The sequence below is a fragment of the Enterococcus sp. DIV0240d genome, assembly GCF_051711245.1.
GTDB lineage: Bacteria > Bacillota > Bacilli > Lactobacillales > Enterococcaceae > Enterococcus_D > Enterococcus_D casseliflavus.
In genome coordinates, this window is the sequence record NZ_JBIOMG010000001.1 from 1,620,893 (window position 1) to 1,637,709 (window position 16,817).

A 16,817-nucleotide genomic window follows, 5' to 3' on the forward strand; every position below is an offset into this window, starting at 1 on the left:
AAATCTGGGTCAGAATGAACCACATTCTGGCTCAGATTTTTTGTTATCTTACATTGATTAATTGATTGATCAAAAAGATTCTAATTCTCATGTTCTCGAATGATTTAAATCCGTAGGATACTCGTTTCATTGTCTTTATGTGGGTATTCTTCGCTTCTATTTTTCCATTGGAATAAGGATAGATCATTGCGTTGGTGATGCCTTCTTCATAGGTCAGAAGGTTTTGAAGCTTTTCCCGAAAGCCGTCATCTAACGTTTCGGGAAGTTCTGCCAATAAGGAGAAAAATAAGTCAGGGTCTTTGTCTCGAAAGGCTTCAACTAATTCATGAAAAAAGCGATACGCCTCCTTTAGGGGCGGAGAAAACTCAAGAAATCGATCAATCATCATTGCTTCAGTAAGAAATGGGTATTTTGGTGCTCGGAAACTTTTCCATGTTTTGTATTCATAATGGTTGATGTTTGCACGATTTTTTAGCAAAAAGCGCCAGTTCTTTTTCAGTTTTTCTGCCTGGCTTTTCTGTCCGGCTTTACGAAGTTCATTCATTTCACGGATACGCAACTCATTGAACGCTTGATTCATGTGTTTGACAATATGAAACCGATCAATCACGACTTTCGCATTTGGCAGAACACGTTTGGTGAGCTGGAAGTAGGCGGCGTTCATGTCTGTCACCAAGAATTCTACTTCTTCTGGATTGGTACAACCTAAGAAATAGCTTGTTAATCGAGGTAATTTACGCGTAGGCAAAACATCTATTAATTTTCCTGTTTCGCCATCTGCACAAATAAAGCTCATTTTATCTTCTATAGAAGCATGCGAACGAAATTCATCAACCATCAATACTCTGGGGAGAATCTTCTTAGATTGCTTTGGTAAATAGCTTTTAAACTCTTTCAATGTACGAATAACGGTGGTCAAAGATACCTGACAGCTTTTCGCAATAAAAGATAAAGATACTTTTTCAGTCAGTAAAGAAGCAATTTTATATCTAACATGATTTGCGATTGAATGTCTGGGTTGGACAAAATAACTTTGAGCAGTCCAATGGGTGCGACAGTTTTTACAGGTATAGCGCTGCTTTTTTAGGCGCATAACCAAAGGCATATGATTGTATTGTTCAAAACGGACAATCGTTTCCTTCTTCCCATTTTTCACTATAATTGCTTTCCCGTTTCCATCTACCACAGTAGAACCACAACTTCTACAAGCACGAGGAGTAGGCGAGAGAACAGCATCGACGACCAACGTCTTTTTCTTCTGAAGGGTCTCGTAAGAGACCTCTGTAATCATCAAATCTTTCTCTATTATTCTCAGCATTTTTTTGATAGAATCATTCATATAGCATATCGTCCTCTCAGTTGTTTATTTTGTGGTGATTTAATCATACTAGAGAACGATATGTTTTTTAATACCTAAAGTAAATATCCACCCGTGAAACGGGTGGCTTTTTAACAGCCCTAGAAGGGCTCACCACTCGCTAGCCCCTTAAAAGGGGCTTTTTAAATGACCACCAACCGCTCACAGCCCTATCTCTCTTTAACTATTTAAATGGATCTACATACTCTTGTTTACTTATACTATCTCTTATTCGATCATCTGCTTCTTGTTCTCGAATATATTTTTCAATTGTTTTTTGATTTAACCCAACCGTACTCACGTAGTATCCTTTGGACCAAAAGCTTTTATTCCCATACTTATATTTCAAATTCGCATGTTTTTCATGGATTAAGGTTGCACTTCGTCCTTTTAAGTAGCCCATAAAACTAGAAATACTAATCTTTGGTGGTATTCTTACTAACATATGAATATGGTCAGGCATGGCATGAGCTTCAATGATTTCAACATCTTTCATCTCATACAATTTTCTTAATATCTGATTAATACTTACTCTTAACTTTCCATAAATCACTTTTCGTCGATACTTCGGGGTGAAGACTATGTGATACTTACAATTCCATCTGGTATGTGCTAAACTTTTATCGTCGTTAGACATAAAAAAACTCCTTTCGATCTGATATACGGTTGGTAGCCACTATTAGTATATCGAAAGGAGTTTTTTATCGCTAAAGCTATTTCGTCCACGCGTAGAAACGCGCGGTTTTTTTGGCTCTTTGTCAATAAGGACTGATGAGTTGTGTAAAATCAAATCTGGGTCAGAATGAACCACATTCTGGCTCAGATTTTTTTGTTATCTTACATTGATTAATTGATTGATCAAAAAGATTCTAATTCTCATGTTCTCGAATGATTTAAATCCGTAGGATACTCGTTTCATTGTCTTTATGTGGGTATTCTTCGCTTCTATTTTTCCATTGGAATAAGGATAGATCATTGCGTTGGTGATGCCTTCTTCATAGGTCAGAAGGTTTTGAAGCTTTTCTCGAAAGCCGTCATCTAACGTTTCGGGAAGTTCTGCCAATAAGGAGAAAAATAAGTCAGGGTCTTTGTCTCGAAAGGCTTCAACTAATTCATGAAAAAAGCGATACGCCTCCTTTAGGGGCGCAGAAAACTCAAGCAATCGATCAATCATCATTGCTTCAGTAAGAAATGGGTATTTTGGCGCTCGGAAACTTTTCCATGTTTTGTATTCATAATGGTTGATGTTTGCACGATTTTTTAGCAAAAAGCGCCAGTTCTTTTTCAGTTTTTCTGCTTGGCTTTTCTGTCCTGCTTTACGAAGTTCATTCATTTCACGGATACGCAACTCATTGAACGCTTGATTCATGTGTTTGACAATATGAAACCGATCAATCACTACTTTCGCATTTGGCAGAACACGTTTGGTGAGCTGGAAGTAGGCGGCGTTCATGTCTGTCACCAAGAATTCTACTTCTTCCGGATTGGTACAACCTGAGAAATAGCTTGTTAATCGGGGTAATTTACGCGTAGGCAAAACATCTATTAATTTTCCTGTTTCGCCATCTGCGCAAATAAAGCTCATTTTATCTTCTATGGAAGCATGAGAACGAAATTCATCAACCATCAATACTCTTGGGAGAATCTTCTTAGATTGTTTTGGCAAATAGCTTTTAAACTCTTTCAATGTACGAATAACGGTGGTCAAAGATACCTGACAGCTTTTCGCAATAAAAGATAAAGATACTTTTTCAGTCAGTAAAGAAGCAATTTTATATCTCACATGATTTGCGATTGAATGTCTGGGTTGGACAAAATAACTTTGAGCCGTCCAATGGGTTCGGCAGTTTTTACAGGTATAGCGCTGCTTTTTTAGGCGCATAACCAAAGGCATATGATTGTATTGTTCAAAACGGACAATCATTTCCTTCTTCCCATTTTTCACTATAATTGCTTTCCCGTTTCCATCTACCACAGTAGAACCACAACTTCTACAAGCACGAGGAGTAGGCGAGAGAACAGCATCGACGACCAACGTCTTTTTCTTCTGAAGGGTCTCGTAAGAGACCTCTGTAATCATCAAATCTTTCTCTATTATTCTCAGCATTTTTTTGATAGAATCATTCATATAGCATATCGTCCTCTCAGTTGTTTATTTTGTGGTGATTTAATCATACTAGAGAACGATATGTTTTTTAATACCTAAAATGAAAATGGGGCTGAAGAATCAATTCTGATTCATCAGTCCCATAAATTATAGAGCCGTTTTTTTGTTTCGTACGCTACGCGAACGAAACTGACTAAAATCAATAATGAAAATGGGGTTGAAGAATCAATTCTGATTCATCAGTCCCATAAATTATAGAGCCCATTTTACTTGTCGGCTCTCTTTCTTTCTTGCGCAAAATAGGATAAAATTAGTAGGAATTCATTCAGGAGGAACAAGAGATGAGAAAAAAAGAACGGCATCGCTTGATTACACGATTGTTAAGTGAACAAGATATTCAGAAACAAGAAGATTTTGTCGAGTTGTTAAAAGATCGCGGCGTCTCAGTCACACAAGCAACCATATCAAGGGATATCAAGGAATTGAAGTTAGTGAAAGTTCCTTCCCAAAAAGGCGGCTATCGCTATAGTATTCCACAAGAGACAACAGAAGACGTGAGTGGTAAACTAGATAAAATCCTAAAAACGGCGTTTGTTTCTGTCGATCGAATGGACAAATTTGTGATCCTGCGCACACTGCCTGGCAATGCTTCGGCTTTGGCGAATTTGATCGATAAGCGTTATGCCAAAGAATTATTTGGCACGCTAAACGATGATGACAACGTCTTGATGATCACTAGAACAGAAGCAGATACCGAGAACCTATTCAAGGATTTCCAACGTTACGTATAAAAGAGGAGGCAAGGGATGCTTTTAGAATTGTCGATCCAAAATTTTGCGATTATCTCCAACCTGCACCTGTCTTTTCATGAGGGGATGACGGCTCTAACAGGTGAAACAGGTGCTGGGAAATCAATCATTATCGATGCGATGGGCTTACTAGCAGGTGGCAGAGGATCCAGTGACTATTTGCGTCAAGGCGCAGAAAAATGCCGTTTGGAAGGGATTTTTGAATGGCCGAATCAGCTGGAGTTCAAAGAGCTGACCGCAGATTTGGGTATTGATGAAGAGGAAGTTCTGATCGTACAACGGGATATCTCTCAATCGGGTAAAACTATTTGTCGTGTTAATGGTCGAACTGTTACCTTGTCGGTTTTGCGCCAAATCGGCTTGTTTTTAGTTGATATCCAAGGACAAAATGAGCATCAAGAGCTGCTGCAGCCAGAAAAACATTTGGCGTTGATGGATGGTTTTGGAGATGATGCCTTTAAAGCGGAACTTGCAAGTTACCGTCAAGCCTATCAAGCCTATCGCTCCTTAGAAAAACATGTGCGGACCATTCAAGAAAATGAACAGCTCTATGTGCAGCGAATGGACATGCTGCGTTTTCAACAAGAAGAGATCGCCCAAGCGGAATTGATGGAAAATGAAGAAGAGCAGCTGATCGATGAACGAGAAAAACTGACCAATTATCAAAAAATCGTGGATGCTCTAGGGCAAAGCTATGGCGCTCTATCCGCCGAAGAAGTTAATAGCCTAGATGGAGTCAGTGTGGCATTATCAGAGATCCAGTCGATCGCCCATCTTGATCCTGCGTATGAAAAAATCAGTGAAGCGATCCAAAGTGCGTACTACCTGCTACAAGATGCAGCCACTGATATTTCGCGGCAAGTCGACAACCTTGAATTAGATGAAGGCCGACTGGAAGAAGTCATTTCACGGCTGGAAACGATTCGTCAATTGAAGCGCAAATACGGGGAGTCAATTCCTGTGATTCTTGCTTATTATGATGAGATCAGTAAAGAAATCAGCGAGTCTGCCTATACAGAAGGTCAGTTGGAGCAATTAGAAGAAGAGCTTGCCCAAAAAGCTGAAGCAGTTTGGCAGCTGGCGGAAGCCTTGCACGTCAAACGACGTGAATTGGCTCATCGTTTAGAAAAAGAAATCGTTCAAGAGTTAAAAGAGCTGTATATGGAGCACGCGCAATTTGAAGTACGGTTTGCATCTGGCTCAAAACAATTAAGCAGCAGCGGATTTGATACCGTGGAGTTTTATTTGACAACCAACCCCGGTGAAGGCATGAAACCGTTAGTACGAGTTGCTTCTGGAGGAGAGCTTTCCCGGATCTTATTAGCGCTTAAATCGATTTTCTCCCGCAAGCAAGGAATCACTAGTATTGTCTTTGATGAGGTGGATACTGGGGTCAGTGGCCGAGTAGCTCAGGCGATCGCCGAAAAAATCGCCAAGATCGCTGCGAATTCGCAAGTCTTGTGTATCACCCACTTGCCGCAAGTAGCGGCTGTGGCGGACAATCAATATTTTATCGAAAAAGCAATTCAAGAAGGTCGGACAGAAACCCATGTCCGTAAATTATCAGAAGAAGAACGAGTGGCTGAGATCGCCCGTATGCTCTCAGGTGCAGAAATCACCGATTTAACGATCGAACATGCACGAGAACTATTGGCGCTGGCTCACCGATAAAAATTGGAAACACTTATAGAAAGATTCAGGAGATGATGGACCCGCAACTTTCGTCTGCCATCCTTTCCTGATCTTCTTTTTTGCAGGAGGACATGATGAGAAAAAGAACAAAAGTCTTGATCGGTGTATTGATCACCGTTGTTATTTTAATTATTGCCGGTTGGGTCGGTTGGCAACAACTGCATTACTCAGCAGTGGATGCTGCAGTTACAGCTGCGAAAGAGGCAGATGATGAGGGAAATGTCCTCTATTTTGCTGGAGATGAAGAAAAGCCTTTGGTTATTTTCTATCCTGGTGCGCTTGTCGATGCCGAAAGCTATAGTGTATGGGCAGCAGGTTTAGCGGAAAAAGGCTATCCTGTCGCGATCGTTAAAATGCCCTTTAACATGGCTGTTTTAGCAGGCAATCGTGCAGAAGAGGTCTTGGAAGAAATCCCCCATAGCTCCTATGTCATTGGCGGTCATTCATTAGGTGGCGTCATGGCAAGCCGTTTTGCAGCGAATCAGTTGGCTGAAAACGACAACGAGTTAAAAGGCGTCTTTTTCTTTGCTAGTTACCCAGATGAAAAAGGATCCTTAGCTGATCAATCGATTGCTGTGTTGTCACTCTCAGGCAGTCAAGACCAAGTAGTGAATCAAGAAAATTGGCAAGCTGCCCGCAGCCTCCTTCCAGAAACTACGACGTTTGAAACGATCGAAGGCGGCAATCATGCTGGCTTTGGTACCTATGGGTTACAAAAAGGAGAAGCAGCAGCGGATCTACCAAATGAAGCACAGCAAGAAGCCATCATTGAGCAGATGGCGGCATGGTTAAGTGAATTAGAATAAAAAAAGACGGCAGAAGATGCATAGGAATGCTTCTTTCTGCCGTTTCGATTCAACAGACATTTTGGGGAAATGTTGATGAAATCGTGAAAACGCTGAACATAACAACATATTGTACTTGATTGGGGAAGCAAGATTAATAATTATGTTCTTTTTAAAATACGTTTCCTCTCACAGTATAGCACAGCATACCTTCTGGATGCACGTAATTTAATTAAGAAATCTTGTCATTTTATTTACAAAATAGTTATTTTGTAAAAGGAAAAAAGCGTTTTAAATAAAGGGACAGACTCAGCTCAAGAAAAAAAAGCAAATAATAATTTTCATTGATTTCAACTAATGGTAAAATGAAAATAATTGATTTTTACAATCAATGACTTTCGAAAGTACAAGGAGCGTTATGATGAAAAAATTAAAACTTCTAAGTCCTATCATCGGATTGGTTATTTTACTCTCAGGATGTGCGAGCTGGGCAGATCGAGGAGAATCGATCACAGCAGTCGGGTCTTCTGCCTTGCAGCCACTCGTAGAAACCGTTGCGGAAGAATTTCAAAACTCAAATCCTGGGCGATTTATCAATGTCCAAGGAGGCGGGAGCGGCACTGGGTTAAGTCAAGTCCAAGCAGGCGCAGTCGATATTGGGAATTCTGATTTGTTTGCAGAAGAAAAGCCAGGGATCGATGCGGATGCACTCGTTGACCACCGAGTGGCAACGGTGGGTATCACACCGATCGTCAACAAAGGCGTTGGGATCACGGATATTTCAACAGAGGACTTAAAAAATATCTTCTTAGGAAATATTACAAATTGGCGTGACGTTGGCGGAAATGATCTGCCCATCGTTTTGTTGAATCGGGCGACTGGAAGCGGCACGAGAAGTACGTTTGAAAAATGGATCATGGATGGTGAAACAGCGATTCCTTCCCAAGAGCAAGATTCTAGTGGGATGGTCCGTTCGATCGTTTCAGATACACCAGGGGCCATCAGTTATGTTGCATTTTCTTATGTGACAGATGAAGTCAACGTCCTTTCGATCGATGGGGTTCAACCAACGATTGAAAATGTAACGACCAATGATTGGAAAGTTTGGGCTTACGAGCATATGTATACAAAAGGAGAACCAACGGGATTGACCGCTGAATTTCTCGAATATATGCTTTCTGATGAAGTACAAGAGCATATCGTCGGGGATCTGGGTTATATTCCAATTTCCATCATGAAGGTGGAAAGAGATTGGGAAGGCAACATCGTCGAGTAATCTTTACACAAAATTTACACAAGCTTTAACAGAAATTGATGTTGAACCGATAAACTAATGGTTATGAGTTTAGTTTGATTTTTGAGGAGGAACCCTCGTGGAAAATGTAAAAGAAGTGTTAACAAAAAAATCCAAGCGCGCAAGAATGGAACAAAGAGGAAAGCTGGTTAGCTTTCTATGTATTGCGTTGATTGTATTGGTTGTGATCTCCATTTTTTATTTCGTTGCTAGCCGTGGATTAGCGACATTCTTTGTAGACAAAGTCAATGTTTTCGACTTTTTGTTTGGTACGCAATGGAATCCAAGTTCTGTTGGTCCTGATGGCCAACCATTAGTAGGTGCTTTACCGATGATCCTTGGTTCGTTCTTCGTAACCTTCCTATCAGCAATCGTCGCAACACCATTTGCGATCGGTGCAGCAGTCTTTATGGTGGAGATCTCTCCTCGTAACGGAGAGAAGATTTTGCAGCCTGTCATCGAACTATTAGTCGGTATTCCTTCTGTAGTTTATGGTTTTATCGGTTTGTCTGTCATTGTACCAGCAGTCCGTTCTGTTTTTGGCGGTACAGGGTTTGGGATCTTGGCGGGGACCTTTGTCCTATTTATCATGATTTTGCCGACAGTGACTACGATGACTGTCGATGCGTTACGGGCAGTCCCTCGGCACTACCGTGAGGCATCCTTAGCTTTAGGTGCAACACGCTGGCAAACGATCTATAAAGTTGTTTTACGAGCAGCTGTCCCTGGGATTTTAACGGCAGTTGTTTTCGGAATGGCTCGCGCATTTGGGGAAGCATTGGCGATCCAAATGGTTATCGGTAATGCGGCTCTGATGCCGACGAGCTTAGTGACACCTGCATCAACATTGACATCGATCTTAACCATGGGTATTGGGAATACGATCATGGGAACAGTCCAAAACAACGTTCTATGGTCATTAGCCTTGATTCTCTTATTGATGTCCTTACTATTTAACATTGTCATTCGCTTTATTGGGAAGAAAGGAGCATTGAAATAATGAATGCAAAACGTTCAGATAAAATTGCTACCGGCGTCTTGTATGCTGTTGCTGGAGTCATTGTTTTGATTTTGGCTTCCTTACTATTGTACATTTTGGTACGTGGTATTCCCCATATCAATTGGGAGTTTCTGACTTCTTCTTCAAAAGCGTATCAAGAAGGTGGCGGGATCGGCATCCAATTGTTCAATTCCCTATACTTGCTTTTAGTGACAATGATCATTAGTTTTCCGATTTCTTTAGGAGCGGGGATTTACTTATCAGAATATGCGAAGAAAAACTGGTTGACGGATATCATTCGGACATCGATCGAAATCTTGAGTTCACTGCCTTCTGTGGTTGTCGGTCTTTTTGGTTTCTTGGTCTTTGTTATCCAGTTTGGTTATGGCTTTTCGATCATTTCAGGTGCCTTGGCATTGACTTTCTTCAATTTGCCACTATTGACTAGAAATGTGGAAGAATCTCTACAAGCGATTCATTATACGCAGCGTGAAGCGGGCTTGTCTTTAGGCTTATCCCGTTGGGAAACTGTCACACGCATTATTGTTCCAGAAGCAACACCAGGGATTTTGACTGGGGTCATTCTAAGTTCTGGTCGGATTTTTGGTGAAGCGGCAGCGCTGATCTACACTGCAGGACAAAGTGCACCGGCCCTTGATTTTACAAACTGGAATCCATTGAGTGTTTCCAGCCCGATCGGTCTTTTCCGACAAGCGGAGACGCTGGCAGTCCATATTTGGAAAATCAATACAGAAGGTACGATGCCTGATGGCGCTCAAGTTTCAGCCGGTGCTTCGGCGGTATTGATCATTGCCGTCTTGCTATTTAACTTTGGCGCCCGTGCAGCTGGCAAACGGTTGTACAAGAAAATGACGTCAGCATAAGGAGAATGACAGTATGAACGATTACAATTGGGACGATCGAAATATCATTACCTTCGATAAACCAGAAGATGTGGCGCTTTATACCACTGACTTGCATGTATGGTATGGATCAAATGAAGCCATCAAAGGCATTGATCTACAATTTGAAAAAAATAAAATCACCGCATTGATCGGACCTTCCGGTTGCGGTAAATCAACGTATCTGCGTTCTTTGAATCGAATGAATGACGGGATCGCAAACACGAGAGTCACAGGAAACATCATGTATAAAGGAGTCGACGTCAATACAAAAGAAGTCGATGTCTTCGAAATGCGCAAGCGTATCGGCATGGTTTTCCAACGACCAAACCCTTTCAGTAAATCGATCTATGACAACATCGCCTTTGCTTTGCGACGTCATGGAGAAAGAAACAAAAAGAAATTGGATGAAGCAGTCGAAACCAGCTTGAAACAAGCCGCACTTTGGGATCAAGTAAAGGACAGCTTAGACAAAAGTGCTTTGGCATTGTCCGGTGGACAGCAGCAACGTCTGTGTATCGCTCGAGCAATTGCGATGAAACCAGATATTTTGCTTCTAGATGAACCAGCTAGTGCCCTTGATCCAATCTCAACAGGGACAGTGGAAGAAACTCTTATCAACTTGAAAAACGACTATTCAATCATCATCGTGACCCATAATATGCAGCAAGCTGCTCGGATCAGCGATTATACTGCCTTTTTCTACTTAGGAAATGCGATCGAGTACGATGAGACCCGTAAGATATTTACTCGTCCAAAAATTAAAGCAACAGAAGATTACGTATCCGGTCATTTTGGCTGAGCCGATTCGATCAGTAAACGGAGGCAAAACAATGGCAGAAGAAATTATTACATCGAAAGATCTGCATTTATACTACGGAAAAAAAGAAGCATTAAAAGGAATCGACCTTTCCATCAAAAAAGGCGAGATCACTGCAATGATCGGACCTTCAGGATGTGGGAAATCGACCTACTTGCGTTCTCTTAATCGAATGAATGATTTGATCCCTGGTGTGACAATTACAGGAAGTGTTGTCTATAAAGGGAAAGACATTTATAGTCCAAAGCAAGACATCGTTGATTTGCGCAAAGAAATCGGGATGGTTTTTCAACAACCGAATCCTTTTCCCTTTTCAATTTACGAAAATGTGATTTATGGGTTAAAATTAAAAGGAGTCACGGACAAGGAGATTCTTGATAAGACGGTAGAAGAAAGCCTGAAAGCAGCTTCTGTCTGGGAAGATGTCAAAGACAAACTTCACCAAAGTGCGCTTTCTTTATCAGGTGGACAACAGCAGCGGGTTTGTATCGCTCGGGTATTGGCTGTCGATCCAGAAATCATTTTGCTGGATGAACCAACCAGTGCGTTAGACCCCATTTCATCAGGGAAAATCGAGAATACCCTTCTAGCACTGAAAGAACGCTACACCATGATCATCGTGACCCACAACATGTCACAAGCTTCAAGAATCTCAGATAAAACCGCGTTCTTTTTGGACGGCAACTTGATCGAGTTCAATGACACGAAAAAAGTGTTCCTAAGTCCAAGCAAAAAAGAAACAGAAGATTATATCTCAGGAAGATTTGGTTAGGAGGAAAAGGGATGTTGCGTACACAATTTGAAGAAGAATTATTAAATTTACACAATCAATTTTATGAAATGGGGATGCTAGTCAGCAGTGCCATTCATAAATCTGTGCGAGCATATGTCAGACATGACAAAGAAATTGCGCAGGAAGTAATTGAAAATGATTTGGCGATCAACAATATGGAAGTTCGTTTAGAAAAAAAGAGCTTTGAGATGATTGCTTTGCAACAACCAGTAACGACCGATCTACGAATGATCATTACCGTGATGAAAGCCAGCTCTGACTTGGAGCGGATGGGGGACCATGCGGTATCCATCGCGAAGTCAACGATTCGGGTCAAAGGCGAAACGCGGATTGCCGAAATCGAAAAAGAAATCTCAGATATGTCGGATTACGTCAAAAAAATGGTTGATAATGTCTTAGTGGCATATGTAAAAACCGATCAAGATGATGCCCGCATGATCGCTCAAATGGACGATCGGGTCAATGAATATTACAAAGACATTTATTACAAAACGATCGAGAGTATGAAAGAAAATCCAGAAACAGTTGTCAGCGGGACCGATTATTTATCCGTTGCTCAATACTTGGAACGAATCGGTGACTACGTAACGAATATTTGTGAATGGATCGTGTATCTTGCTACTGGGAAAATCAGTGAATTGAATACAAACCGTACGGAAATGATTTAAGAAACCAACTTGGGTTCTTGATCACATATCTCTTTTAAAAGAGATGGGATGGACCGTCGAAAGCAGTTGTCCTTTAAGGAGTAACTTCTCTCGGCGGTCTTTTTGATTTGAAAGAATCGCTTCAATCGATGACGTGAATAGGATAGGCAGAATAGAAAATGGCTCCTCCATAAAGATGGCCAATGGAAATCGATTCTATCGTCCCTGAAATTTACTAGTTGAGCCGTCTATTCTTATCGTCGCCGACCTGCAGTGAAAGGAGCAATCACTCATTTACTCTAGCAGGCCTATTCCTTAAGAGTTCTACTAGCTGAAACTTTTGTTTCTATTGGTTTTTCGTGGTACTGTTAATAATAGGAAGATCGTTTTGAGCCTAGAGGAATGAAGAAAAAGTGTCGGTTTTGCTTGCCAATCTGCAGATTGAGAAAAACTTGGTACTTAAGACCTATGACACTTTTGCAAAAACAAGGCATAATAGGTTCGTAAGCTAAACTTGCAATCACACATTTGCTGAAGGAGGCAATTTCCATGAACGAAAGAGAACGTATATTGGATCTAGTAAAAAAAGGTGTGCTTTCTACAGAAGAAGCCTTGGATTTACTAGAAGGTATGGCAAAAGCCAAAGACGAAAAACAAATTAACAAAGCTGCTGCTGAGGTAACCGCGGATAAGAATGCGACAAGCCCATTTGATGATACTGAAAACGACGATGAGATGTTCACGTTTGACGGCGAAGAAAAACTTCGTCAAAACGAAGCGCAAGACAAAGAAAATCTTGAAAAGATTCTCGATGGTTTAGCAACGGAAGCCAACCAAGCATCTGCTGAGTTGGACGAAATCAATGCTGAAATTCTTGGCGTCAAAGAAGAATTAAAAGAAGCACAAGAAACACTGATGCAATTGAACACCAAAGAAGAGTTGGATCAATTGTCAGAAGATGAACTGGCTACGCGTCACGAAACAGAAGCGACCATTACTGCCTTGGAAGAAACCTTAGATGGTTTATCTGAAGAAAAAGCAGAATTGGAAGCAAAATTAAAAAATATTCGCAAAGACCAATGGTCTCAAACAAAAGAAAAAATTTCTCAAAAATTAGATATTCCAGAGGATTGGAAAGAGCAAGCGACTGACACCTTTAACCAAGTAAGTGAAAAAATGGTCGATGCCAGCACACACTTCGGACACTTCTTGAAGAAAACGGTTCGGGCAGTGACAGAGTCAGTCAATGACAACATGGAATGGAAAGACATCAACTTGAAAGTTCCTGGTGTTGCAGCGACAAAATTTGAGCACACATTCAGCTATGACGAAACGGCAGCGACATTGATCGATGTGAAATTGGCAAACGGCAATGTTTCCTTCCAGTTATGGGATGAACCAGGCGTCAAAGTAGATGCCAAAATCAAACTATATGGTAAAATGGATGCGGCGGAGCCTTTCGATGCTTTTGAAGCAAGAAGCCAAATCAATGTCGATGATGAACGCATCTCTTTCCAAATTCCCAACAAACGCATTCGTGCCGATCTCGTTTTCTACTTGCCAAAACGTACCTATGATCATGTGGCAGTGAAATTGTTGAACGGCAATGTTACATTCAATGAATTGGATGCGAAAGATGTCTATACAAAATCAACAAACGGCAATATCGATTTCCGCAAAGTAAACGCATCGATGTTAGAGATTGAGGGCGTGAATGGAACGATCACTGTTCAAGAGGGTGAGATTTTAGATGCCATTATTGAAACGGTGAACGGCGACGTTACGTTGACAGCAACGCCACAAAATACCGGTATTTCTTTAGTTAACGGCAACATCCGTGTGACCTACAAAGAAGAAACGGTCCAAAAATTAAACGCCAGCTCTGTAAATGGGAATGTCAAAGTAGCATTACCGACAGGAATCGGTTTTGAAGGGATCGCAAAAACAAGTTTAGGTAGCATCAACAATCGTTTAAGCGAGATGGAAGTTGTGCGTGAGAAAAAAGAACGCCTAAACCAACTATTGCAATTCCGTCGGGTTGCCGATAAAGTCGCTCAAATCGATCTATCCACAACAACAGGAAATGTCTTTATCAAAGATACAGACAAATAAGAATCGCTGGGTTTACACTCATTAAAGAAAAGAAGGAAGGTGTAGATAAATGAACAAAAAATTAACAAAATCAGCCAATAACGTTGTCATTACAGGTACTCTAGGGGGGCTGGCAGAATACTTGCGAATTGATCCAACCATCGTTCGCGTGATCTATGTCTTTCTATCTTTAGTGACTGCTGCGTTTCCTGGAATCACTTTATATATCATCATGGCGGTCTTGATTCCTTCTGGTCGCAAGAGTACCTCAGGATATGGCCACGACAATCACTACTACAAGCAAAACAAATACAATGAAGCAAATCGTCCCCGTAAAGAAGCGGAAAAGGTGGAGGATGAGGACTGGAGTGACTTCTAGTGTCTTATTTTCAACGGCTTATCATGAATACACTGACGTTTGTCACATTGGCGGTTTTATTACCAAATATGATCCATGTTCAAAGCATTCTGACTGCAGTGATCGCCAGTTTCGTACTGTCGATCCTGAATGCTTTGATTAAACCAATTCTGATCGTCATTTCATTTCCATTGACTTTACTGACGCTTGGTTTCTTCACTTTTGTGATCAATGCGCTCATGCTGAATTTGACTTCATATTTTGTTGGGTCAGCCAACTTCGGCTTCTCCTCGTTTGGGGCAGCGCTATTAGTGGCACTGATCATGTCAGTGATCAATATGATCGTGACCGAACACCATATCGAAAAATATTCACGTTAAAAAGACGTTTCACGTTTTCTCCCACTAGCTATGAAGCTAGTGGAGAAACGGAAACGTCTTTTTTTAGTTTAACTCTTCTTCTTTGATAGCAGCAAGGTACGTATCTACTGCCTGTAACGTCTCATCAAGCGCCCCTTTTTCAAAAGGTGAACGCAAATGAGCAAGAGACAGGATCTCAAGGAATGTTTTCGTGCCGCCGACTTCGCAGATGGCCAAATAATCTTGCCAAGCGGTTTCGTCTTTAGCCACGATGAATCGATACCAAAATTGGAACGCACACACTTGCGCCAATGTATAATCGATATAATAGAAAGGTGATTCAAAAATATGCCCTTGTCTAAACCAATACAAGCCACGATCAAGGTCTGGATATTCTGAATAATCCCGTTCTGGGCAATACTGGCGCTCTAATTCCCGCCAACGGGCTTTGCGCTGTGCTGGTGACCACTCAGGATGCTCATAAACATCTTGTTGGAAGTGATCCACTAAAACGCCATAAGGCAAAAATTGCAGGCTGCTAGCAAGATGCGCAAATTTGTATTTTTCTGTTTCTTCTTCAAAAAAGGCATCCATCCATGGCCAGGCGATAAACTCCATCGACATTGAATGGATCTCGCAAGACTCGTAATTGGGAAAGAGAATTTCCGGTTCTTTGATCCAACGAGAGCGAAAGGCTTGAAACGCGTGGCCAGCTTCGTGGGTCAAAACATCGACATCGCCAGAAGTGCCGTTAAAGTTGGCAAAGATAAATGGCGATTGATAGTCTTGGATAAACGTACAATAGCCGCCAGATTGTTTGCCTTTTTTGCTTAGTAGATCAAGTAGGTCATGCTCGACCATAAAATCAAAAAATTCGCCAGTTTCAGGGGATAGTTCCTGATACATCACACGGGCTTTTTCTACTAGTTCTTCAGGAGTTCCTTTAGGCTCTGCGTTACCACTAGGATAAACAAGCGGCAGGTCGGTAAAGGTTGCCTGAGTCAATTGATTACGCTGCGCCTGTCTTTGGTACAGTTTTTGGGTAATCGGGACGACTTTTTCTAAAATTTCTCGACGATAGGTCTCGATCATTGAACGATCATAGTCCCAACGATTCATTTGGGTATCCGCAAAGGCGACGTAATTTTCAAAGCCGAGCTTGTGGGCGATCTCGGTACGAACCTTGACCATCTCGTCATAAATTTGATCAAAACGGTCTTCATTTTCCGTGAAGAAAGCTGTTTGTTTTTCAAACGCTTCTTTTCGAACACCGCGATCTTTGTTTTCGGTAAATGGTCGCAGTTGTGCGAGGGTATAGGTTTCTCCTTGGAAGTCGATTTGGGCAGAAGCGACCAATTTGCTGTAATCAGAAGCCAATTGGTTTTCTTTTTGAAATAATTCGATCAAGGCCTCATCAAAAAGCTTCACACGGCTTTCGGCAAATAAAAAAAGTGTTTCTGGATATTCGGCTTTTAATTCATCTAAGACAGGTGAAGCCAGGAGTGCTTGATAGAATTGAAAATCCAGAGCTTCAAAATGAGGCTGGTATTCATTCCAAAAGGTGTCTTCTGCTTCATAAAAGGCATCGTTGGTATCGATCGAATAGCGGATCGAAGCCAAGTTCATTGCGGTATCGATCGTTCCTCTTAGTTCGTTCAAAGCATCAAGGGCTTGCTTCGCCTCCGAGAAGGTATCGGCTGACTGAAGGTTTGCTAATGCTTTTTTGAATGTTTCTTGATAAACTGGAAAATCAGGGCGTTGATACTTGTATGCTGAAAATTTCATTAAAAATCCCTCCTTAGT

Annotated in this window: 16 protein-coding genes; 12 read left to right on the forward strand and 4 right to left on the reverse strand. The window is 41.3% G+C overall.

Features of this window, described 5'->3' with window-relative positions:
* Window positions 1-43 precede the first annotated feature (43 nt).
* The 3 genes from IGJ25_RS07595 to IGJ25_RS07605 form a co-directional block, all read right to left on the reverse strand.
* On the reverse strand, window positions 44-1,339 hold the full coding sequence (locus IGJ25_RS07595; RefSeq protein WP_225000768.1) for an ISL3-like element ISEfa11 family transposase: 1,296 nt from the start codon (window positions 1,337-1,339) through the stop codon (window positions 44-46).
* Between the two features lie 202 nt (window positions 1,340-1,541).
* Entirely contained in the window at window positions 1,542-1,994 is a 453-nt protein-coding gene (gene tnpA, locus IGJ25_RS07600) for an IS200/IS605 family transposase (RefSeq protein ID WP_010750015.1), read from the reverse strand.
* A gap of 195 nt (window positions 1,995-2,189) precedes the next feature.
* A complete protein-coding gene (locus IGJ25_RS07605; RefSeq protein WP_225001138.1) occupies window positions 2,190-3,485 on the reverse strand; it encodes an ISL3-like element ISEfa11 family transposase in 1,296 nt (431 codons plus the stop codon).
* Window positions 3,486-3,805: 320 nt separating this feature from the next.
* On the opposite strand from IGJ25_RS07605, the gene argR reads away from it, so the two are divergent.
* From argR to IGJ25_RS07665, 12 genes are all read left to right on the forward strand, one after another.
* On the forward strand, window positions 3,806-4,255 hold the full coding sequence (gene argR, locus IGJ25_RS07610) for an arginine repressor (RefSeq protein ID WP_005225777.1): 450 nt from the start codon (window positions 3,806-3,808) through the stop codon (window positions 4,253-4,255).
* Between the two features lie 15 nt (window positions 4,256-4,270).
* Complete coding sequence (gene recN / locus IGJ25_RS07615) at window positions 4,271-5,944, forward strand: DNA repair protein RecN (RefSeq protein ID WP_010747998.1); 1,674 nt, start codon at window positions 4,271-4,273, stop codon at window positions 5,942-5,944.
* Between the two features lie 95 nt (window positions 5,945-6,039).
* A complete protein-coding gene (locus IGJ25_RS07620) occupies window positions 6,040-6,771 on the forward strand; it encodes an alpha/beta hydrolase (protein WP_225001306.1) in 732 nt (243 codons plus the stop codon).
* A 400-nt stretch (window positions 6,772-7,171) separates the two neighbouring features.
* Complete coding sequence (locus tag IGJ25_RS07625) at window positions 7,172-8,026, forward strand: phosphate ABC transporter substrate-binding protein PstS (protein WP_015509511.1); 855 nt, start codon at window positions 7,172-7,174, stop codon at window positions 8,024-8,026.
* Window positions 8,027-8,123: 97 nt separating this feature from the next.
* Window positions 8,124-9,044 (forward strand): phosphate ABC transporter permease subunit PstC, encoded by a 921-nt coding sequence (pstC, locus tag IGJ25_RS07630; protein WP_438779231.1) that lies wholly within the window; start codon window positions 8,124-8,126, stop codon window positions 9,042-9,044.
* On the forward strand, window positions 9,044-9,928 hold the full coding sequence (gene pstA / locus IGJ25_RS07635) for a phosphate ABC transporter permease PstA (RefSeq protein WP_005225782.1): 885 nt from the start codon (window positions 9,044-9,046) through the stop codon (window positions 9,926-9,928). The genes pstC and pstA overlap by 1 nt, the downstream gene beginning before the upstream one ends.
* Before the next feature lie 13 nt (window positions 9,929-9,941).
* A complete protein-coding gene (pstB, locus tag IGJ25_RS07640) occupies window positions 9,942-10,748 on the forward strand; it encodes a phosphate ABC transporter ATP-binding protein PstB (RefSeq protein WP_005225783.1) in 807 nt (268 codons plus the stop codon).
* A 31-nt stretch (window positions 10,749-10,779) separates the two neighbouring features.
* Window positions 10,780-11,538 (forward strand): phosphate ABC transporter ATP-binding protein PstB, encoded by a 759-nt coding sequence (pstB, locus tag IGJ25_RS07645; RefSeq protein WP_005225784.1) that lies wholly within the window; start codon window positions 10,780-10,782, stop codon window positions 11,536-11,538.
* 11 nt (window positions 11,539-11,549) lie between these two features.
* Window positions 11,550-12,227: a phosphate signaling complex protein PhoU gene (phoU, locus tag IGJ25_RS07650; protein ID WP_005225785.1), complete on the forward strand. Its 678-nt coding sequence runs from the start codon at window positions 11,550-11,552 to the stop codon at window positions 12,225-12,227.
* 528 nt (window positions 12,228-12,755) lie between these two features.
* A complete protein-coding gene (gene liaX, locus IGJ25_RS07655) occupies window positions 12,756-14,318 on the forward strand; it encodes a daptomycin-sensing surface protein LiaX (protein ID WP_074931614.1) in 1,563 nt (520 codons plus the stop codon).
* Window positions 14,319-14,367: 49 nt separating this feature from the next.
* Window positions 14,368-14,676 carry a PspC domain-containing protein gene (locus tag IGJ25_RS07660; RefSeq protein WP_010748006.1) on the forward strand — a complete coding sequence of 103 codons (309 nt, stop codon included), beginning with the start codon at window positions 14,368-14,370 and terminating at the stop codon, window positions 14,674-14,676.
* Window positions 14,676-15,035 (forward strand): phage holin family protein, encoded by a 360-nt coding sequence (locus tag IGJ25_RS07665; RefSeq protein ID WP_225001307.1) that lies wholly within the window; start codon window positions 14,676-14,678, stop codon window positions 15,033-15,035. The genes IGJ25_RS07660 and IGJ25_RS07665 overlap by 1 nt, the downstream gene beginning before the upstream one ends.
* A 63-nt stretch (window positions 15,036-15,098) precedes the next feature.
* On the opposite strand, the gene IGJ25_RS07670 is transcribed toward IGJ25_RS07665, so the two are convergent.
* The gene (locus IGJ25_RS07670) at window positions 15,099-16,799 is read right to left on the reverse strand and encodes a M3 family oligoendopeptidase (RefSeq protein ID WP_225001308.1); all 1,701 of its coding nucleotides are present in this window, start codon (window positions 16,797-16,799) and stop codon (window positions 15,099-15,101) included.
* Between the last annotated feature and the right edge of the window lie 18 nt (window positions 16,800-16,817).